This window comes from Pseudoalteromonas sp. TB25 (assembly GCF_000497995.1).
GTDB classification, from domain to species: Bacteria; Pseudomonadota; Gammaproteobacteria; order Enterobacterales; family Alteromonadaceae; genus Pseudoalteromonas; species Pseudoalteromonas distincta.
Map to the genome: position 1 here is coordinate 21494 of NZ_AUTI01000232.1, position 21366 is coordinate 42859.

A 21366-nucleotide genomic window follows, 5' to 3' on the forward strand; every position below is an offset into this window, starting at 1 on the left:
ACAAAACGTATACTGATATTAGTTACCGGAGTCAGAGTAAGCCATATTGAAAAAATTTATCCGATATTTAATTTTAGGTTTAGGGCTATATGCACTGATAGCTGCATTGGTGATTACCTTTTATAAAGACGATCCTCAAGCTATGATTTGGCAAGACCGAGAGGCTTTCAATAAACGTTACATCGAAAAACTATCACTTGAGCAGCCAACAACACTAAATAGTGTTCTTGATTACTTAGGCAGCCCCGATCTTACTTATGCCAAACGAGATGGTGAACAAGTATTTCAGATAGTTTTTTATCGTACACAACATAAAACATCTGACGGTATTACCACTATGGATGAATGTACTGGCCTATTATTTAAAAATGGGCAGCTGTTTTTATGGGGCCCGAGTGCATACAATAAATACCAAGAACAAAATTAGGTGAAGGTTTAATGGATGAAGCTGTTTCAACTACCTTAGAGCAGCTGCTTAATAATACGCAGCTGTTTTTAAGTTATTATAACAATAAACAAAAATGGACAGCTCTATATCCAATGGCAAGTAAGCTAGCTGAGCAATATAGAGTGCTCTACAGCAAACAGCCATTCGCATTACAATCCCGATTAACGCTTTATAATCCAAGTTATTCTTATGCAACAAATTTAGTTGTTAGTCAGAGCGTCATAACTGCTGCCCTGTGTAAATCTCAAAATTATAATAGTGCCTTAAGTGAGCTATACATAGCCGCTACACTCATTGAACATTTATGTGTTGGAGCGCAATTAAACAAGCTTTGCGAGCAAACACCTTTTCAAGATTCTGATAAAAAAATTTGGAAAATGCGTCATCAGTTAGCAGCAAAAGTAATGTTAGCTAGTGGCGATTCAGCAAAACCTGTTACGCAGTTACTAGCTAAATTAAATAAGTATAAACAAGCATTGGTAAGTGCTCCTAAAATAATGCTTTACGATGGGGGCATAACGCTGATTGCTCTAGCAAATATTATTAGCATGAACATTACGAGCAACACGGCTAATAAACATATAAGCTTATATAAAGCACTTACCGATTTGTACATTCGCACACCTAACTTGTTCGCACTGCAATTTATTAAATCACTAATAGCGCATTTAGGGCCATTATTACCGGGAAGCCGCGTTTTATACGCTGAGCAAACCATGATTTATTTAGCAACTGATGCACAACAACGGCATGTTTTAATTAGTACAGCAAATCCAAATAAATTAACCTGGTACAGAGTAAAAGCAACGCTTAACGATAATCCAAAACAATGGCATTGCACTGATAAAACCATTAGCTTTAAAGTATTTAACAGTGAACATGTAAAACCACAAAGTGAGCTTGAGATTGATAAGGCACAATCTTTACTTGAGCTAATAAGTAATATTAAGTTACAGCACGAATACAGCTATAAAGGATTAAGCCTGCTGATGGCGCCTCACCCTCTCGTAATTGCTAATTTATGCGAGGCAGTAAAACCATATAATAAAGAACATCAGCCCGCAAAAGACTTAAAACATAGTTTATCTATGGTCGGTTATTATAATGCACCTGCAATAATTCAACGGGTTGTTTTTGAACAATTAGTTAATGTTACCCCACATCCATTGCAAGCCTACGTGACTAACAGATTAAATGGATTAGTAAAAATAATGGCTTTATTGGTTAGTAAAAATGACAATGACCAGTTTGAGCACATTACTTTACCTTTATACGCTTACGCCCATTTTTTATTAACGCAGTGCGGTACACAGCTTTCTCGTAAAACGCTGATTGACGACACACCAAATAAAACATTGAGTGCCCCTATCTGCTCCTTTTTTGGGGTAAATGCAATTAACACCGAACAACTAACACAACAGCTTACTCTTTTATTGAGTGATAACCCATGGACAGCAGCACTCTTAGAAGCAGAGCAAACACCTAAAAAGCACTTAACTGAGGCCCATAAACTTTGGATCACACTTAAGGTTGTTGCTCAAAATGTGTTTAAACCAGAACTTTCGCTAACTCCGTGGCAGCAGCAAACGTTAAATGAACAGCTAAAAATACTCAAGTGGCATAACCAAGCTGATTTTTATCAACAATTAGAATCTCTTGAGTTGTTTAATAGTATTTAGTTTATTAGAAGCTATTTTATGTCTTTATACCCATTATAACTTTCGTGTATACCCAGTATTTTTTGTATAAACTAGCAAAATGGGTGATAAATTGGTATAAATGCGCCCTTAAATTTTCAAGCACGTTCACATAAATGTTCTAACAAGCGGTTACTCTCTCAGAGTAATAATTTATGTGCAAATCAAACTCTTTAAAGGAAAAGTCAATGGCCAAACAAACCATCACAGTGATCAAAGGCGACGGCATCGGTCCGAGCATTATCGACTCAGCACTTGAAATATTAAAAGCCGCAGGTTGCGACTTTGATTATGAATTTGTTGATGCTGGCCTAGCTGCACTTGAAAAAACAGGTGAGTTATTACCGCAAGAAACAGTTGATACAATTGCTAAAAACAAAATCACTCTTAAAGGCCCATTAACTACGCCTGTAGGTGAAGGTTTTACATCTATTAACGTAACACTTCGTAAGCAATTTGGTTTATACGCTAACGTACGTCCAGTTAAATCATTTGTTGGTACTAAAGCGCGTTACGACGATATTGATATCATCACTATTCGTGAAAACACTCAAGGTATGTACTCAGGTGCTGGCCAAGTAGTAAGTGAAGACGGTAATGAAGCACAAGCAAAATCGATAATTACGCGTGAAGGCGCAGAAAAAATCGTAACTTTTGCATACGAGCTAGCGGTACGCGAAGGTCGTAAAAAAGTAACTGCAGTTCATAAAGCTAACATTTTAAAATCAACATCTGGTTTGTTTTTAAAAGTAGCACGTGAAGTAGCTGAGCGTTACCCACAAATTGAATCAAATGAAATGATTGTTGATGCAACATGTATGAAGCTAGTAATGACACCTGAAGAGTTTGACGTAATTGTTACGACTAACTTATTTGGTGATATTTTATCTGACCTTTGTGCTGGTTTAGTTGGCGGTTTAGGTATGGCTCCAGGTGCTAACATTGGTGAAGACGCTGCAATTTTTGAAGCTGTACACGGTAGTGCACCAGATATTGCTGGCAAAAACCTAGCTAACCCAACATCTGTAATTTTAGCGTCTATTCAAATGCTTGAGCATTTAAATATGGGCGATACTGCAGAGCGTATTCGTAGTGCTGTTGCTGATGTAATTAAATCAGGCGACCGTACAACTCGCGATTTAGGTGGCAGCCACGGTACAACTGATTTCACTCAATCAGTAATTGACCGTTTATAATTAATATTTGTTATTAATTTAAATAGCCCGCTAATTTAGCGGGCTTTTTTGTGTTTGCTAACTGCGTTTACTAACCTAGTGTATTTATGCAGGTTAGTATTAAACCTAAATAAACTTAACAGTAATAATCCTAATAAACCCGTCAGTGATCCGCCACTTGAACCCGAACTACTTTGTTGTTTTTGTACAGTAGCAGATAACTCTTGAGTAAAAGTATCATTGGTTTGAGTATCAGTAACATTCAACGTTACGTTATAAGTCCCGTCAGCTTGATAAGTATGCCTTGGGTTTTGTAAATTTGATAACGCACTGCCATCACCAAAATCCCAACTGTAAGTATAACTATTAAAGCCGCCGGTTACTTGGGCATTAAATTGTGCGCTTAAATCACTAACTGTAACGTTTGCGTTTATGCTAAGCGGAACATTAGCAGTTACATCAATCGCTTTTGATTGTTCAGTGCCTTCGTCATCTGTCACTGTAAGCGTTACTTGGTAATCGCCAGAGTACAAATAATTATACGTAAGCGATTGAGTCGCTAAAGTACTTCCATCTCCTAGCTGCCAATTATAAGTATACGGTGCGATTCCACCTGTAAGCGATGCCTCAGCTGTTAAAGCTCCTTGGTTTATTACATATTCAATTTCATTTACAGTTAATGGTTCAACTAATGTAACTTGTGCTACAGCGACTTGCTGTGAAGTACCATTATCTGCCATAAACTCAACGTTATAAGTGCCATAGTCTTGGTATTCATAAGTAGGCGTTAACTCTGTGCTGGAGCTTCCATCGTCAAAACTCCACGTAAATTTGTCCGCAGGAGTAAGTGCAAAACCTTCTACACTAAAATTAACGGTTAAACCGTTTTTAGTAAAATTAATTCCCTTAGTAACATCGTAAGTAAGCTCTACTTCTATATCTTCACTGTCTGCTGACTGGCTTATAATATTAAAGCCAAAACCAACCTGTGGAAGCACAACACCCGATGGTTTTTGCGCTTCAAAGCTATAATCGGTTTTATCAGTAAACCCGGTGATAGCTGATAAATCATCATCACCTAACCCTGCCCTTTGTTGATATAGGCTAAAAGCAGCATCACGTATTTGAATTGCTGAAGCAGCCGGAGTTTGCGTACTGCCCTTATTTATTGAACGCTGATCGGCATCTACCACTAATGCAAAACCACTACCTGGATGCTCGGTAGTGTTATTATCTGCTTGAGATTCATTGCTGTACCACAATAATAAGCCTGGTGAGTACTGCTCAGCTTGTAAGCTACTGTCAACGCCTGTGTATGAACGCAGTTGTAGATAGTAATGTGATGGCGATGCATATGTGTAACTACCTACTTTTTCAAAGCCATTAAACTCAGTGTGAACTTGATCTTGTGCATTATTTTGCCAAATTAAAGTATCACTTTGCTCAATGCGCATATCATCAACAACAAAACCATAATAATGTGTGTTCGCATCTGTTATGTATTCAATTTTTAAATCAATTGTTTGCCCAGAATAAGCTGATAAATCAAACTTATGGGTCAAATAGCCGTTAGGTTGCTTAGCATCACTATTAAGAAATGAATCACCTGAGATATACGGACCAATATCACCGTAGTATGGATTAAGCGCTTGCGTATAATTACTCGCGATTGGCTCGCCATTTACTTTTACTTGAACTAAATCGTAATCGCGCTCAATACTGTAATATGCAATAAAGCTTAAAGTAAGTGTCTCAGTTGTGCTTGGTAGCGCTATTGTATTAACTAAGCTATTGCTAATATTGTCGCCCGTATTTGAATAGTATTGAAAATCACCTTCAACTGGATCCCTAAATTTTTCGAGCCTTGGTGGTAGTGTTATTTTTATTTGATTTTGCTGTTGTGAAGTACTCGCAGTATTAATTAATGTTTGCTGTGAATTAGCCTCTATCTCATCCATATCAAGCGTAAGCTGGTTAACCCAGTTACCCTGGTACCGCTTTTGTAAATATTCAAGCGCATAAGGGCTAAACATAACTGGCTCTGAGCCTCTTGGCGAACCAGCCCAACTTCCTGTCGACATAACTGACCAAGATGCGACAGGCTCACCTACCGTGTTAGATTGTAAGTCGTATTCATCTAATAATCCTAAATCATGCCCAAACTCATGCACAACCACACCAATCCCGGCATCAATAGGGTTAATGGTATAACCAAAGAGCTTAATGTTGCTGCCTGCAATCTCGCTCGGCCCGCTATTTTCATCAAATACATAGTAGCGGTGCGACCAAATAGCATCGGTGCTTAGGTAACCGCCACCCGCTTCTTCGCCAATACTTGAATGAAATACCATTACATGGTCAATAATGCCATTAGGTTCATTAAGGATACCGTCACCATCAATATCATCTAAATCAGTTAAGTCATAATCCGCTAAATTAATATTAAACTTTGCAACTGCTTTCTCCACAGCCTCTTTAATTAAAGCGGGCGCATTTATATCCCGTGTACTGCCTTGGCGCTCACCATATATTTTTGCATTGCTATTAGCGGTTACCCAACCATATACCTGCCCGCTAAAGTTTAAGCTATTTCCCGAAGCCGCTTTATAATAATCAGCAGCCGTTTTTAAGCTTTGTCCATCAGGGCCTGTATAACCTTGAGTATTAAAAAGCATTTGCTGATAGTGCTCAGTTGAATAATCAGCGTAAAACATGTCGGTGTCTTGCTCTACAAGTTGATTGTCGTCATGTTTAAGATCAGGAAAATCAATTAAGATACCTAACACTTTTACATCATTAACGCTTTGATCTGGCACTAGCGACGTTGAAAAAGCGACCTGTTGTTTATTTGTGTTTGAAAAAAAGTTGGAAGAGGATTTAAATTGCCTAAAGCCATTTTTAATTGAGTGATTGGCAACGTCTTTGTTACTCATATATGACTTAAATGAACTATCTAACTCACTTGAAGATATTTGGTCTCTTTTTTTAAGCCAATATGAAATACGCTCTTCGTTAGTTATACCAACATCATGCGGACTTAAGTTATTAGCCGCCACCATAGGGCTTAATAGCGTAGTTAAAAGCGCAATTAACGTCACTTTTTTCACTGTGTTTTCCTCAAACATAATTATGTAGCAATCATACCTAATAATAGAAATTTAAACATGCGATAAAAACATATAGTTAACATATGCAATTAAAGCTAATGGTCTCTCACACTCTTTTATATCTAAAATCGAACTTACAACCTAAAATGCATAATTTCTGCCAGTAAACTCAATTAAACATAGGCTTTCTGCAGGTTTAAATTAAAAAAATCCACAAAACGAATTTAAAATGCAAAAAACAGCTTTCAAGGTTGACATGAAGGCTTAAAACCCTTAAAAATAAACCTATACAAAATCTTTAATTTAAAAGCAGTGTTTTGCTAAGTAGAGTAAAAACTATGAACACACACATTAATCTTTTAGTCGTACTCGTACTGGTCTTAGTTATAAGCCCAGCGGGGATGTATTAAAAGGTGATACTGCTTTTTAAAAACCCTCGCACTACGCGGGGGTTTTTTTATGCATAAAAAAGCGCACAGAGGAATGAGGATGAGCAAACAAGAATATAATGGTTCTGAACTAGTAGTTCAGGCATTAAAAGAGTTAAAGGTAAAATACATATTTGGCTATCCCGGTGGTTCGGTTTTAGACTTATATGATGCACTTTTTCAGCAAGATGACATTGAACATATATTAGTACGTCACGAACAAGCTGCAACACATATGGCTGACGGCTATGCCCGCGCTACTGGAGACGTTGGTGTTGTACTTGCAACCTCAGGCCCTGGCGCTACAAACTGTATTACAGGTATTGCAACGGCCTACATGGATTCAATTCCTATGGTTGTGTTATCAGGCCAAGTGCCTACAAATTTGATTGGCGACGATGCATTCCAAGAAACCGATATTGTGGGTTGTTCTCGCCCTGTAGTTAAACACAGTTTTAACTGTAGAAGTGCTAAAGACATCCCTACAATCTTAGCTAAAGCTTTTTATATTGCTAGCACTGGCCGCCCAGGTCCTGTCGTTGTTGAGCTTCCAAAAGATATGCTTAACCCTGCTATTAAGTTTGAATACGAATTTCCTAAAACCACCGAGCTGAGAACTTACAGCCCTAATACTAAAGGGCACTCAAAACAAATTCGCAAAGCCGTAACAGCTATTTTAGAGGCCAAAAAACTGGTTATCTACTCTGGTGGTGGTATTGTCATTTCAAATACATCAGAGCAATTAACGCATTTAGTTGAATCATTAAATGCCCCCATTACAAATACACTAATGGGATTGGGTGGTATTTCAGGTGTGCATCCAAACTTTGTAGGTATGTTAGGCATGCACGGCACGCTTGAGGCAAACAAAGCAATGGCTAACGCCGATGTGATTTTAGCGCTTGGTGCCCGATTTGATGACAGGGTAACTAATAATGTTCAAAAGTTTTGCCCTAATGCCACAATTGTTCATGTTGATGTTGACCCAACTTCAATTTCTAAAACAATTAAAGCACACATACCAGTTGTAGGTTGTTTAGCAACCGTACTTGAACAACTACAAGCGGGTATTGATAAAAGCCCAATTAAAATAGACCGCAGCGCGCAAGAAGATTGGTGGCGACAAATCATCAGCTGGCGCGAACAAAAGTGCTTAAGCTACAACACTGATGGCGACAAAATTAAGCCACAAGCTGTAATTGAAGCGGTTTATAAAGCTACTAATGGCGATGCTTACGTAAGTTCTGACGTTGGTCAGCATCAAATGTTTGCAGCGCAATATTATCCATTTAAGCATCCTCGTCAATGGATCAACTCAGGCGGCCTAGGCACCATGGGCTTTGGTTTACCTGCTGCAATGGGCGTAAAGCTAGCCTTTCCTGATAAAGAGTCTGTGTGTATTACGGGTGATGGCTCTATTCAAATGAATATTCAAGAACTATCAACCTGTTTACAGTACAACCTAGCGGTAAAAGTTGTATCACTTAATAACCGCTCTTTAGGTATGGTACGCCAATGGCAAGACATGGTTTACGGTGGACGTCATTCATCATCTTACATGGATTCACTACCTGATTTTGTTAAGTTAGTTGAAAGCTACGGCCATGTAGGCATACAAGTAAACACACTAGATGAGTTACAACCTGCTATCGATAAAGCAATGTCAATTAACGACCGATTAGTCTTTTTAGATATAAACGTTGATGAAAAAGAACATGTATACCCAATGCAAATTAAGTTAGGCGGCATTGATGAGATGTGGTTACGTAAAGGAGTAAAAGCATAATGCGTCGTATTTTATCTATTTTATTAGAAAACGAACCAGGTGCCCTATCACGTATTGTTGGGCTTTTTTCACAACGTGCATATAACATCGACAGCCTAACTGTGGGCACAACTGACGATCAATCATTGTCGCGTATTACCATTACCACTATGGGTGATGACAGAGTTGTAGAGCAAATTACAAAGCAGGTTAACAAACTAGTCGACGTGCTTAAAATTATCGATTTAACAGAAATGAGTCACATTGAACGTGAGCTATTGCTTGTTAAGGTATTTGCTCAAGACGAGACGACTCGTGCAGCGGTTACGCGAGTAGTTGATGTGTTCCAAGGTGCTATTTTAGATATGGGCCGACAAAGCTATAGTCTACAATTAGTGAGCAGCACAGACAAAATAGAATCGTTTTTAGACACTCTTCGTCATGAAACCGATATTATTGAAGTTGTACGTTCTGGCGCTGTTGGCATTGGTCGAGGCGATAAAGCCTTAAAAGCATAAATTTATAATATAAAGGCATCAATTGATGTCTTTATTAAACATAAAAAAAAAGAGCTAATTAGCTCTTTTTTTAATTTAATTCGTTAAACCTATTAAGGGTTTACTTGGTCTTTAAGACCTTTACCTGCTTTAAAGCTTGGGATAGTTGCCGCTGCGATTTGGATCTCAGCACCCGTTTGTGGGTTACGGCCAGTGCGAGCTGCACGTTCTTTTACTGAGAAAGTACCAAAACCAACTAATGCTACTGAATCACCTTCTTTTAAAGAAGAAGTTACAGCACCTGTAAACGCGTCAAGAGCACGAGTAGCAGCGGCTTTAGAGATTTCTGCATCAGTAGCAATTTTTTCAACTAATTGAGCTTTATTCATTGTTAGATTCCTATTCGTTATTATTTTGCCTTCGCAAAACCTATCTTTATGCATTTTTAAAGAGTTAGCAACAGCAAATTGCATTTTTTGCTTAAATTCTTAAAAAATGAGTAAAATTTAAATAATTCTCTGTAAAATACAGCGTGTTGGGTTAACAAAGACTTAATTTGAGTACAATTTTGGCGCAAGTTAAGCAACTGGGTAAATAAGCTATATTTTTTCGATCACTAAGGTCACTTCCCCGACCTCGACTCCAAACTTAACAATAGATGTGCGGTTTATCAAGCGCGATTGTGTAACCAGGTACATCCAATCATCAAAATTCACTTTTAAAGTACTGCCATCGTATGGAAGCTCTACATCGTAATTCCAATGAAATACGCTGCCATCACTTCTACCTTTTGCAGTACCTATAACATCATCTGCCACACCCGTTAAACTATTGTCTTCGTTTAACGTTATTTTCCAAATACGCTTTTGAGTTTCGCCATCGTCATAAACAAAGTCTTCTTCAATAACGCCCTGGTTACCATCCCAGTTCGCATTCATATCTACGACAAGCTTGCGGGTCAATTCACCCTTAAAGTCTTGTACAACACCGTAGGCTTTCAAATTTCCACTAAAAAATGTTTTAAAGTCAAAGTTTGGCGATGTATTTTTATAATGCTCTACATTTGGTGCCGAACAGCTTATCAGCAACAAAGCAGATAAGCATACAAGAGCTGTTTTAAACGCGTTAAATACATTCATATTAATTCCCTAATAGTTGCTTTCGTAGTTTCGGCTCAGAGGTTTTTTCATCCAGCCAAATGGCTAAAAAATCACTCGAAAATTGAGGTTCATTTATTTCGCCAATTTTTTCATCATTATGATAAAAAGTACTCATACCCTGCTCATTTGTGACTAACGTTAGCGAATCACCTTGTCTAATATCAGGCCAAATAGACAATAATTTACTGTCGTATTTGTCTGCTAGCTCTTTTTTTCCAATATGCTCCCACTGCTCATTTGTTGCTTTTACGATTTCTTTAGCTTCAAAGTCACGTAAATAGGTAAGTTTAAATTTAATAGGATGCGTTCCTGCGCTGTAATTACCTGAAGGGGTAAATAAAACCGCGTCATATACATCCCAAAATAAATACTCCATACGTGCTTCGCCTACTTTATTAAACTGTGTGTCAGCTAAAACAATTGAAGTTGTAAGCAAATAAAAAGTAACTGCCTTTAGTAAAAATTTCAAAATAAGCTCCCTCGAGTCAATGTGTAATGTTACGAAATGGGAATTGTGGGCGATCAGCGATTGATGAATAACTTGATTTTTTGGTTTATAAAAAGAATAACAGTAAACACTGTAGACCAAAGCGCACCGTAAACGAGCCAAAACTGCCATAAAGGTAAGCCTAAGCTTATTACTTCAAAGCGCGCCCCAGCCCAATAACTTGCTGGCGCAAAAGCCATGCATACTAAAAAGGCCTGCCAAAGCTTTAATTTACTCAAAAAAACCATTGAGGTATTTAAAGAAAGTAATAACGCAGCCCATAAAAAGACGAGCCATAGAGGGAAGGGATAAACTTTAAATTCTAACAAGCCTAACTTTACCGCTATAAATTCTAACAATAGTGCTAAAGGTAGGGCTTTAATTAGAAGTAAGGTGTCTTGTTTTTTTTGTTTTGACAACCAAAACATTAAAACAATAATCAATCCGCTAAAAAGTAGCGAGCCAGCTTCAAGCAGCAAGGATAAAAACCACACTGCTTGAAATAAAACAAAATTAGTAACCGAGCGCAATATCATCGTTATCGCTAACAAAACGTGGTTTACGCGCCATTAAATGCACCGTACTTGTTGCTCTGGCTCTAAACGCGCCTTCGCAATAAGCAAAATAAAACAACCATAAACGATAAAAACGTTCATCAAATTTTGAGCGGTCCAAATCAGGCCAGCTTTTTATAAAACGGCTTCGCCAATCAGCTAATGTTCTTGCGTAGTGTGCACCAATATCATTAACAGTATGAATTACCATGTCGGTATTATTTTTAATCTGCTCACTCATTTCGTTAAGTGATGGCAAACACCCGCCTGGAAAAATATACTGCTGAATAAAATCAGAGTTTTTTAAGTAATGCTTATAACGCTGATCGCCAATAGTTATAGCTTGTATGAGCATGGCACCGTCATCTTTTAACAATTCACCACATTGGGTAAAAAAGCTAGGTAAGTACTCATGGCCCACCGCTTCTATCATTTCGATAGAAACAAGCTTGTCGTACTTTCCTTTCAATTGCCTGTAATCAAGCTTAAGTAATGTAATTTTACTTTCAAGACCAAGCTCTGAAATTTTATTAGCGACATAATCATGTTGCTCATCAGATATGGTTGTTGTTGTTACATGGCAATCGTAATGTGTGGCTGCATATATAGCAAAAGCCCCCCACCCTGTACCAATTTCAATTACTGAATCATTTTTTTGAAGCTCAACTTGCTCACAAATGCGTTTAAGCTTGTATTGTTGAGCCTCTTCAAGTGTCGCTTCTTTTGTAGGATATACAGCACTTGAATAAAGCATTTCTTTACTCAAAAATGATTCGTACAAATCATTACCTAAGTCGTAATGAGCAACGATGTTTTTCTTAGAGCCCGATTCAGAATTTTTATTTTTTATGTGATTAAACCGGTGTGCAATATTACTAAAAAATGCGAATTTCTTCTCAAACTCATCAAGTTGCTTCTCATTTATAGCAAATATCTCAATGAAAGAGGTTAAGTTGTCACAAGACCAATGCCCCAAAATATACGCTTCACCAGCGCCAACGCTCCCAGATAATGCAAATGCCTTATACATAGCTTTATCGTTTACTATAATCGTTGCTTTTAGCGCTGAAGATGGGTCACCAAAAACTGTACGCTCGTTTGCATCTACTAAAATAACTTGGCCTGTTTCAATTGACGAAAAGGCTTTAGTCACTAATTTTTTATATATGTTAGTTAACCAGTTTGTGCTTTGTTCGCAATTTAAGCTCGACACTTTATCCATTGAAATACCTATTAATTGTCCTGACTATCTACGTGCTTTATGGCTTGCCTGAGTGACCTAAAAAAGGAACTCGTTTTATAAACAACTTTAACGCTTGATAATAAATACCTTTGAAAATAGACCATGTCATGGCCGGAAAACGTTTAAATAACTTATTAACTTCTTCTTTAGTAAGTTCTTTACGCTTTAAGCGAAGTGTAGCATCAAATAATAGCTCTTCATTTCGCTTATTTTCAATGTGTATCAATGTTTTATCAGGCGATTGCTTAACATGCCAATGATAGTTCATATCTAGATTCATAAAAGGTGATACGGAAAAAACCTTTTTAAAGTTCACTTTTTTTTCTAAAGGTACTAAATAATAATGACGTTCGTTCCATGGTGTATTACTTACTTCAGCAATCATGTATTTAAAACGGATGTCATTATGACCAAAAAAGTAAAAATTAACAGGACTAAAATATACACCAAAACAACGAAGTTGCCCAAGCATGTAAATATGAGTAAAGGTTTCAGTAATACCTAAATTGGCAAGTTGTTCGTGTGCACGCTCAATAAGAGGACGTTTAGCAAGCTGTGAGGTGCCTTTAAGATAATCAGCTTCATTAAACTTTAACGCCTTTAAGCCTGACGTACCTATGTGTTTATGCACACCATTTAGTTGTTGAGGATTATTTAAATCTACCCACATCATATATAAAGGGTAACTAAAGCGATGTTCTTTAACAGCAAAACGGCGATGTTTAACATCGCCTAAATACACTGCACTAGTCAAATTCGACCCCAAGTTGCTTGGCTACATCTACACCACTGTGTACGCCATCTTCATGAAAACCATTGTACCAATAAGCGCCACAAAAATAACTATTGTTGTGTCCGTCAATACTGTGTTTAAGTTTTTGAGCTGCAATAGACTCTTGGTTAAATACAGGGTGGTGATAAGTAAACTCGCGCAAAATTTTACTTTGGCTTATTCCTTCAAGATGGTTAAGCGTTACACAAAACTGTGTATCTGATTGTATACCTTGCAAAATATTCATTTGGTAAGTAACAACAGCGGCTTTATCAGTGTTGTTGTTAAGTAGGTAGTTCCAGCTTGCCCATGCCGCTTTTCTATCTGGTAAAAGGTTTGTATCGGTGTGCAGCACCACTGAGTTCTCAGTGTAAGCTATTGCACCCAATACTGACTTTTCTTGCTCAGTAGCATCACCCAGTAGTGCAAGCGCCTGATCTGAATGACAAGCAAATATTACTTTATCAAATTTACTTTGCTCACCATTGGCAAACTCTATTGTTACTTCATCATTTTGACGCGTAACTGATTTAATATTTGTATTGAGGTTAATTTTGTCGGCAAAACCTCTGATCAGCGGCTTAATGTACTGACGAGAGCCTCCTGGTACTACATACCACTGTGGTCTATTGGTTACATCTAAAAGCCCGTGATTAAAGAAAAACTTAACAAAAAACTCAACGCCTACGTTTTCCATTTCTTTAATACTGGTAGACCAAATAGCCGCGCCCATAGGAAGAATATAATGGTATTTAAAAAAGTCATTAAACTGGTTATCGTTAAGCAATTGCCCTAATAACTGATCAGACTGGTAATCACCTTTTTCATGCATTGCTTTGCACAGTTTGTTAAACCTAACAATGTCGTACAATAATCGCCAAAACTTAGGTCTAAAAATATTACGACGCTGTGCAAATAAGCTTGTAAACGTATGTCCATTGTATTCAAAACCAGTGGCTTCGTTATGCACACTAAAGCTCATCTGGGTTGTTTGTTTATCAATACCAATGCGCGAAAGTAGCTTTTCAAAATATGGGTAAGTTCGGTCATTAAATACAATAAAGCCTGTATCTATTGCGTATTTGATGCCACACACATCAACATCAACCGTTGCTGTGTGGCCACCTATGTAATCATTTTTTTCAAATACGGTTACATCGTAATGTTTGTGAAGCAAATGCCCACATGTTAAACCAGATACACCAGTTCCTATTATTGCTATTTTTTTCAACGGGCTAATCCTTTTGCGATTTTAAGCCAAATCGGCAGTGGTAAAATGCGTAAAGCTTTTAATATAAGTGTAAAACGATAAGGGAAATGAACGTCTTTGCGGCGTTTTTGAATACCCTTAATCATGTAGTCAGCTGCTTTTTCAGCAGTAACGGCCATAGGCATCGGGAAATCATTTTTATTAGTAAGTGGCGTTTTTACAAACCCAGGATGAACTAAAGTCACATCAACATCATTTAAATCAACCGCTAAGCTTTTTGCTAAGTAACTTACACCCGCTTTTGATGCGCCATAAGCTTCTGAACGAGGTAGCGCAAGGTAAGTAACACTTGAGCTGACCAAAACAAGTTGGCCGCCTGGATTTATTTTAGGAAGTAACGCCTCAAGGCAATACCCCATAGAAAGTAAGTTAACGTTTATTACACGCTCAAACAACGCGCTATCAAAGTTGCGCGCATCATCTATATATTCACAATTACCAGCGTTTAAAATAACACGGTCAAAATGAGGAAAGCCAACTGTCGACTCTTTTATATCTTGCAGGTTAGTTGCATCAAATTTACATGCTTGGATATTGTCGTATTTAGCAAGCTCGGCGAGCTTATCACTATTACGGCCGCAAGCTATAACAGTGTCTCCTAGCTGTGCATACTTAATTGCTAGCTGCTCGCCAATACCTGATGTAGCACCCGTTATAAGTGTGATCATAATTAACCTGCCCTTTTATCAATTAGCTTTATAACGCTACCAAGTAAAGGAATGTGTTTGTATAACAACTCGCCCACATTAAAGTAGTCTCTGTGCTTAATAATTTTGCCATCTTTAAAAATAAGCTTACTATGACCGGCTACCGAGATAGTTTTACCTGATGAAAGCTTTGGATGTGCATAATGCATAGTCCAATAAATAAAAGCATTGTTACCGCTATTAAACGAATCACTAATATCAAACTGGCAATGCTTAACATTGCTGTATAAGTTAGCAAAGTAACTGCGCAATTCTACAATGCCGTTAATTTCATGCATCGGGTCTATAAACTGTATGTTGTCACAGTAAATATCACTCAATAAATCAAGATTAGTGCTATCAAGCTGTTGGTATATTTCAACAAATTTATCTACTGGTAACTGGTTATCCATATCACACCTTAAATGCAGCAAGTGCACGTTCTCGTGCCGCTTTATGATCAACTATTGCTGGCCAGTAACATTCCTTATCTTTGCCTGTTGCGGCTAAATAAGTGTGTGGAAAATGAATGTGTTTATCTGGCACGTTTTCAAGCTCTGGCAAATACTTACGGATAAACTTGCCCGTTGGATCAAAGCGCTCGCTTTGTCTGATAGGATTAAAAACTCTAAAATAAGGCTGAGCATCACAGCCCGTACTTGCAGCCCACTGCCAACCACCATTATTTGAGGCTAAATCGCCATCAATTAAGTGCTGCATGAAAAAGCGTTCACCTTTACGCCAGTCTATTAATAAATGTTTAGTTAAAAAGCTTGCAACAACCATTCGTAAACGATTATGCATCCAACCGGTTTGCTTAAATTGTAGCATTGCTGCATCCACTAATGGGTAACCTGTACGCCCTTCGCACCATGCTTTAAAATCGCTTTCGCTTTTACGCCACACTACAGCATTATACTTTTCGTTAAAGTTATCGCCGCGCGAAAGCTTCGGAAATTCAGCAATTAAATGCCTGTAAAATTCGCGCCAAACAAGCTCGTTAATCCACGTAAACGTTTTACTTTTTGATGTAGTTAAAATATCAGGATAACGCTGCTGAATATTAATAAGCAGTTGCTTTGTGCTTACAATACCTAGTGCTAAATACGGGCTTAAACCCGATGTGCCTTTTACACTGGGAATATCACGCTGGTCGTCGTAACTTGTAAGTTTGTCGCATATAAAATTATCAACTACCGTAGAGAGTGTTTCGTCGTCAACCGGCCACTTATCTGAGCACCCATCACTTTTTAGTAAATCACTCTCGTCAAACTCAATAGGGTCAGAAGTTAAAGGCCATTGTGGCAAACTAAAGTGTGTATCTTGATACTGCTTTAACCATGCACGTTTAAATGGAGTAAACACTTTATACATTTCATTACTTTGATTTTTGACCGTTCCAACAGGTGCAATTAAATCACCTTCGTACAAAGTAAAAGTAATAGAAAGCTCATCGCATTCGTGCAAAATTGCTTTATCGCGGTTTACTTCATTAAGCTCATATTCTGTATTAGCAATTACGTGTTTTACATCGTTTGCTTTACAAAAGTTAATAAGCTCGCGCGTACAATCACAAAAGCTAGGCGCTTCAATAATATGTAAAGTAATACCGTAATCAGCAAGTTGTGATTGAAGATAAGTAACTCGGCGCTTGAGTAAGTCAATCTGAATAGACGCAGCTTGGTGTTGTTGCCACTGCTTTTCAGACACAAAAAAAATGGCGTGTTTAGCGCCATTATTTAGCGCTTGGATTAACGCTTCATTAGAAAAAAGGCGCAAATCGCGCCTAAACCAAAATAATGTATCCATTAAATACCAAATCGTAATTTTAAATCGTGAGGGTATGGGTTAAAAAACACCTGTTTTTCAAGGTACTTATTCGGATGAACTTTCAAATGATGTTTTAACAAGGTAAGTGGTACATACAATGGCACCAATCCTTCGCGGTATTCGTCTATGGCATCACGAAGTTCTTGTTTTTCAACCTTTGATAAATCATTTTTAAAGTAGCCTTGTAAATGCATTAGGGTGTTGCAATTATTTCTGCGAGAAGCTGGCTTTTTCAGACCCGTCATCAAACCTAAAATATATTCATCAGCAACTGCATTTATATCATCACCTACGAACGTTCCAAGAAGATTACCCAAATCTCGATAAGCTTGGTAATTATGAGCCATCAACAAATACTTATACTGAGAATGAAATTGAGTAAGCTTGTGAACCGTTAGTGGTTCTTGTACTAACTTTTGCCAATTTTTAAATACGTAAATTCTCATTACAAAGTTTTCACGTAAATGCATGTCATTTAAGCGACCGTTTTCTTCACATGGCAATAATGGGTTGTGCTTCATTATTTGCTCAGCAAAAAAACCAATGCCTTCAGAGGTATTACCCGTGCCTGCTTCGTTGTATATTTTAATGCGCTCCATGCCGCAGCTTGGACTTTTAGCGCAAAATACAAACCCGCTCAACTCTTTAGCTTGTTCTGTTGCAACTTTTTTACCATACTCGGTAAGTTGTTGACCTACATCTCCAGTGCCATCTGGGCGACATACTTTAATAGTATCTCCCACTTTAACTTGGCGAATAGTTGGTCGAGGTATTGGTAAACCTACCGCTACCTCCGGACAAAACCGTGTATATTCAACGTGTTTACCTAACTCATCCATACAGAAATTTGACTTTTTATGACCTGTGTCAAATCTAACTTTTTCGCCTGCTAAGCAGGCGCTTATACCTATTTTTATTATATCTGTGTGCATAAATTCTCTTAGTAAATCAAATTACCTATTGGATTTAGTAACTTGCTGAAGCCCTTATTAAAATGTAGCGCACTACTGACAACTGTAAAGCACAAACAACCATCTTTTGTTAAAGGAGTATGTTGGTGACTACCATCTTGCCATATAAAGTCACCTGGGACATATTTTCCTTCTTCATCACTAAACTCGCCATCTAGGAGTAAAGTAACTTCAAAGCCAGTGTGCGTGTGTTCTGGTATTTCACCACCAGCATCAATATGTAACAAGCTAGAACGTAATGGGCCATCATCAAGTGCAATACGAGATCTCGCAAGCTTACCCACTTGGGTAAATTTACTGTGAGAAATACGCGTTAGCGCACGTGGAAGCTGATAGTTATGCTCATTAACTTTAATAGAAACAGGCTCTACTTCATAAACTTCGTCGATAGAATCATCAGATGTGATCATATCAAGCACATTCAATTCAAATTCTTCAAGTAACTCAGGTTGCTCAGCTTGAGGTTTCTCATATTGCACTGGCTCTTCGCTAAATAATGCGTTTGCATTGCTTGCCTCAATTTTAGCTACTTTAGCTTGGCACACAGGGCACATATCTACATGTATAGAAACGGCTAAACTCAATGATGTAGCAAGTGATGCATCGCAATACTGTGTCAGTAAAGTTTCACTCGGGTGATGTTTAATCATGCTGATCTCCCATTTCATTACGTAATTTTTGCAAGGCCAAACGTAATCGTGATTTTACCGTGCCTACTGGAATATTAAGTTGATGTGCAAGTTGCTCTTGCGACATGTCTTGAAAATAAACGCCTCTTACCACTTCGCGTTGAGCAATAGGTAATTTGTCTAAATAACGTTTAATTTGTTTATCTTCTAAATGATCACTGTATTCGTGATGTGTATCTTGTGATTCGTTTAATAACGGCCAAATATCTTCACTTATGTTTTCTTCTTTATTACTTTTCATTTTACGAAGCATATCGAATGAAGCGTTACGCATAACGGTATAAACCCAAGTAGTAGCCGCACCTTTATCACTGTGATACAAATGTGCTTTACGCCAAACAGATGTTAACGTCTCTTGCACAAGCTCCATTGCTTGAGCTTCAACACCAAATTGCTTAATTCCAAAGCGTTTAATTTTTGGCGCAAAGTATTCAAATAAATAGGAAAATGCTTTTTTATCGCGTGACTGTGCAACATCTATAAGCGCTTGCATGAGTTCTTTACTCGGCGTTTCTGGCATGGCAGTGTACTTACCTGTATTAGGTTCACAACGTGGTGATTGTTGTTGACTTACCATAATAATTTATCCCGTTATTGCTTTTGTATTAAGTAATACGGGCAATAATTAATTTAGGATCATAAAATTTAGGCAAATTCGTTATTAATCACAGTATGGAGGAAATTCAGTAAGTTATCAAAGTTCGTTTCAAACGCAAGTTGCTGTTTTTTCTCAATAGAAATAGGTAGGAGCTCAAGCCAACGGGCTGCAATCCAAGGCAGTTTGTCAAAGTGAGTTTTTTTGTACAGTAAATTAAGTTCCGGATTACTTTTAAACACGTTTAAAAGCGCATCATGCAATAAGTCATGTTCGCCAACTGAGTTGTTAGAATCCTTATACCAATATGGCGTATTACAAGAAGACACCAAACCATGTCGCAGTTCGTCCTCGTCTTGATAAACGTCATTTATTTGAACGCTTTGAGAAGCAAACACATCGATTAATAATACATCGTTGTCGTCTTGGTCAAAATCAATAATATCAACAAGGCAACCTTGCGCGCTTATATTAAATGGCGTGTCGTGCTCAAATGTACAAAGCACAAACCCTGTATTGTTTTTTAATGCGGTTTTAACCATATTTAAATAGCGAGGCTCAAATATGCGTAATCGCGTATAGCCTTCAGGTAACATAAAAATGGGTAATGGAAAAATCGCACGTTTCATAAAGTCTACTTCTTTCAAACACTCTGCCTTTATTTACGTGCGCTTTTGCTAAGTCGATCAGCTTTGTATGAATCGAATTAATTACCAGCTATATAATTGGCTAAAGATTAAACCAACCTCCCATAGCTTTAAACACTTGAACCGAGTAATAAGCGCTAATCATACTGACTACGGGTGCTAACATTAATGCAAATAATCCAAGTTCACTGCTCATCGTTTTAATCCTTTAAATAATTTATTTTACGTTTTTTATACTAGTGTCAGTATTTTTAAGCGTTGTGCTATGTGTTAAAACGGGCTCATCTAATAAACCCTCTAAAACAGTTTTAGCATCAAAATAAAGCGTTTCCTTTAGTGATTTTTCAAGCTCGATTGTGGTTTGCTTTACGTAGCTTGCTACACTTTGAGTTAATATATCAGTTACATCTAGGTCCACTTCTGTTGCATGTACTTGCGCAGAACCTAATACTAATAAACTTGCCATAGCGATTTTAATTGAATGTTTCATAATGGTATTCCTTGTTTGTGTATTGTTTAGACGTAGTTACATACTCAAGGGTTGTGCCAACATAAAAACAAATCGTAAGTAACTGTAATTAAACAATTTTATATACATCGCTTTAATTTAAAAAATTCATACCTTGTTAATTTAACCATTTAATTTAATTTTTTGACTACTTTTTAGTTAATAAATAAAAGGGTTTAAATGTATTAATACCGTCACACTAAATACATTTAGCGTTTATAAAAACGTAATATCTACCCGCTAAAGTGCACACCACTATAAATAATTCAAAAAGTGCAGTATGACCCTTTCATCACGTCGAAATTTCTTAAAAACCTCAGCAGCAAGCATATTTACCGTCGCAGTATCGAGTGCCATTACAGGTTGTGCTCAAACATTAACAAACAAACCACTATCGGCTANATTTAAACACGGTGTAGCCAGTGGCGATCCGCTCAGTAATGCTTTAATAATTTGGACACGTGCAACTACTTCTCAATCAAATTTTGAAGTTACTGCTGCTTGGGAATTGGCAAGTGACTCTCAATTTAAAAACATCATCCGCAGCGGGCGCGAACAAACAGATAAAAGCAGAGACTTTACAATAAAAATAGATGTGCAAGAACTTGCTCCAAACACAGAGTACTTTTATCGGTTTATGGGTTTAAATACACAAAGCCCAATTGGCCGTGCTAAAACACTACCAATAAATAACATTGAACAAGTAAAAATGGCTGTTGTGTCGTGCTCAAACTATCCTGCTGGGTACTTTAATGCCTACACCGATGCCGCTAAACAAAAAGATTTAGATGTGGTACTGCATTTGGGAGATTACATTTACGAATACCCAATGGGCGG

Annotated in this window: 22 protein-coding genes; 6 read left to right on the plus strand and 16 right to left on the minus strand. The window is 37.6% G+C overall.

Translation table 11 applies throughout. The features are described 5' to 3' along the window. Nucleotides 1–43 precede the first annotated feature (43 nt). The 3 genes from L652_RS0107120 to L652_RS0107130 all read left to right on the plus strand — a co-directional run bounded on the left by L652_RS0107120 (nt 44) and on the right by L652_RS0107130 (nt 3341). Entirely contained in the window at nt 44–427 is a 384-nt protein-coding gene (locus L652_RS0107120) for a DUF3192 domain-containing protein (protein WP_024596929.1), read from the plus strand. A gap of 11 nt (nt 428–438) precedes the next feature. After that, nucleotides 439–2127 carry a hypothetical protein gene (locus L652_RS0107125; RefSeq protein WP_024596928.1) on the plus strand — a complete coding sequence of 563 codons (1689 nt, stop codon included), beginning with the start codon at nt 439–441 and terminating at the stop codon, nt 2125–2127. 206 nt (nt 2128–2333) lie between these two features. Beyond that, nucleotides 2334–3341, plus strand: a complete 1008-nt coding sequence (locus L652_RS0107130; protein WP_002960311.1) for an isocitrate dehydrogenase — start codon at nt 2334–2336, stop codon at nt 3339–3341. Nucleotides 3342–3376: 35 nt separating this feature from the next. Here L652_RS0107130 and L652_RS0107135 read toward each other — a convergent pair whose 3' ends face one another. After that, a complete protein-coding gene (locus L652_RS0107135) occupies nt 3377–6427 on the minus strand; it encodes an immune inhibitor A domain-containing protein (RefSeq protein WP_024596927.1) in 3051 nt (1016 codons plus the stop codon). A gap of 489 nt (nt 6428–6916) precedes the next feature. Here L652_RS0107135 and L652_RS0107140 point away from each other — a divergent pair, with 489 nt between their 5' ends. Both L652_RS0107140 and ilvN read left to right on the plus strand, forming a co-directional pair. Then, nucleotides 6917–8641 (plus strand): acetolactate synthase 3 large subunit, encoded by a 1725-nt coding sequence (locus L652_RS0107140; protein WP_024596926.1) that lies wholly within the window; start codon nt 6917–6919, stop codon nt 8639–8641. After that, nucleotides 8641–9138, plus strand: a complete 498-nt coding sequence (ilvN, locus tag L652_RS0107145) for an acetolactate synthase small subunit (RefSeq protein ID WP_002960314.1) — start codon at nt 8641–8643, stop codon at nt 9136–9138. Before L652_RS0107140 ends, ilvN begins: the two co-directional genes overlap by 1 nt. 92 nt (nt 9139–9230) lie before the next feature. Here the strand turns inward: ilvN and L652_RS0107150 are convergent, their stop codons facing one another. The 15 genes from L652_RS0107150 to L652_RS0107225 all read right to left on the minus strand — a co-directional run bounded on the left by L652_RS0107150 (nt 9231) and on the right by L652_RS0107225 (nt 20511). Then, nucleotides 9231–9506, minus strand: coding sequence for an HU family DNA-binding protein (locus L652_RS0107150; RefSeq protein ID WP_002962474.1), 276 nt, complete (start codon nt 9504–9506; stop codon nt 9231–9233). Between the two features lie 210 nt (nt 9507–9716). Beyond that, nucleotides 9717–10256, minus strand: a complete 540-nt coding sequence (locus L652_RS0107155) for a DUF3833 domain-containing protein (protein ID WP_024596925.1) — start codon at nt 10254–10256, stop codon at nt 9717–9719. Nucleotide 10257: 1 nt separating this feature from the next. After that, nucleotides 10258–10746, minus strand: coding sequence for a chalcone isomerase family protein (locus L652_RS0107160; RefSeq protein WP_002962471.1), 489 nt, complete (start codon nt 10744–10746; stop codon nt 10258–10260). A 53-nt stretch (nt 10747–10799) separates the two neighbouring features. Further along, nucleotides 10800–11300, minus strand: a complete 501-nt coding sequence (locus tag L652_RS0107165; RefSeq protein ID WP_024596924.1) for a DUF2878 domain-containing protein — start codon at nt 11298–11300, stop codon at nt 10800–10802. Further along, nucleotides 11278–12540, minus strand: coding sequence for a cyclopropane-fatty-acyl-phospholipid synthase family protein (locus L652_RS0107170; RefSeq protein WP_024596923.1), 1263 nt, complete (start codon nt 12538–12540; stop codon nt 11278–11280). Before L652_RS0107170 ends, L652_RS0107165 begins: the two co-directional genes overlap by 23 nt. A gap of 37 nt (nt 12541–12577) precedes the next feature. Further along, complete coding sequence (locus tag L652_RS0107175; RefSeq protein ID WP_024596922.1) at nt 12578–13315, minus strand: DUF1365 domain-containing protein; 738 nt, start codon at nt 13313–13315, stop codon at nt 12578–12580. Next, nucleotides 13308–14564 (minus strand): FAD-dependent oxidoreductase, encoded by a 1257-nt coding sequence (locus L652_RS0107180; RefSeq protein WP_024596921.1) that lies wholly within the window; start codon nt 14562–14564, stop codon nt 13308–13310. The genes L652_RS0107175 and L652_RS0107180 overlap by 8 nt, the downstream gene beginning before the upstream one ends. Continuing rightward, nucleotides 14561–15271, minus strand: a complete 711-nt coding sequence (locus L652_RS0107185; protein WP_024596920.1) for an SDR family NAD(P)-dependent oxidoreductase — start codon at nt 15269–15271, stop codon at nt 14561–14563. Before L652_RS0107185 ends, L652_RS0107180 begins: the two co-directional genes overlap by 4 nt. A 2-nt stretch (nt 15272–15273) precedes the next feature. Beyond that, nucleotides 15274–15702 (minus strand): nuclear transport factor 2 family protein, encoded by a 429-nt coding sequence (locus tag L652_RS0107190; RefSeq protein WP_024596919.1) that lies wholly within the window; start codon nt 15700–15702, stop codon nt 15274–15276. Nucleotide 15703: 1 nt separating this feature from the next. Further along, the gene (gene phrB, locus L652_RS0107195) at nt 15704–17098 is read right to left on the minus strand and encodes a deoxyribodipyrimidine photo-lyase (protein WP_024596918.1); all 1395 of its coding nucleotides are present in this window, start codon (nt 17096–17098) and stop codon (nt 15704–15706) included. After that, nucleotides 17098–18051 carry a DUF523 and DUF1722 domain-containing protein gene (locus tag L652_RS0107200; RefSeq protein WP_024596917.1) on the minus strand — a complete coding sequence of 318 codons (954 nt, stop codon included), beginning with the start codon at nt 18049–18051 and terminating at the stop codon, nt 17098–17100. Before L652_RS0107200 ends, phrB begins: the two co-directional genes overlap by 1 nt. Before the next feature lie 8 nt (nt 18052–18059). Next, nucleotides 18060–18740, minus strand: a complete 681-nt coding sequence (locus L652_RS0107205; protein WP_024596916.1) for a ChrR family anti-sigma-E factor — start codon at nt 18738–18740, stop codon at nt 18060–18062. Further along, on the minus strand, nt 18733–19356 hold the full coding sequence (locus L652_RS0107210) for a sigma-70 family RNA polymerase sigma factor (RefSeq protein WP_002962457.1): 624 nt from the start codon (nt 19354–19356) through the stop codon (nt 18733–18735). The genes L652_RS0107205 and L652_RS0107210 overlap by 8 nt, the downstream gene beginning before the upstream one ends. 68 nt (nt 19357–19424) lie before the next feature. Beyond that, on the minus strand, nt 19425–20003 hold the full coding sequence (locus L652_RS0107215) for an LON peptidase substrate-binding domain-containing protein (protein WP_024596915.1): 579 nt from the start codon (nt 20001–20003) through the stop codon (nt 19425–19427). Between the two features lie 235 nt (nt 20004–20238). Next, a complete protein-coding gene (locus L652_RS0107225; protein WP_024596914.1) occupies nt 20239–20511 on the minus strand; it encodes a hypothetical protein in 273 nt (90 codons plus the stop codon). Nucleotides 20512–20809: 298 nt separating this feature from the next. Here L652_RS0107225 and L652_RS0107230 point away from each other — a divergent pair. After that, nucleotides 20810–21366, plus strand: a 557-nt coding sequence (locus L652_RS0107230) for a PhoD-like phosphatase N-terminal domain-containing protein (protein ID WP_029770209.1), incomplete at its 3' end; no start/stop codon positions are given.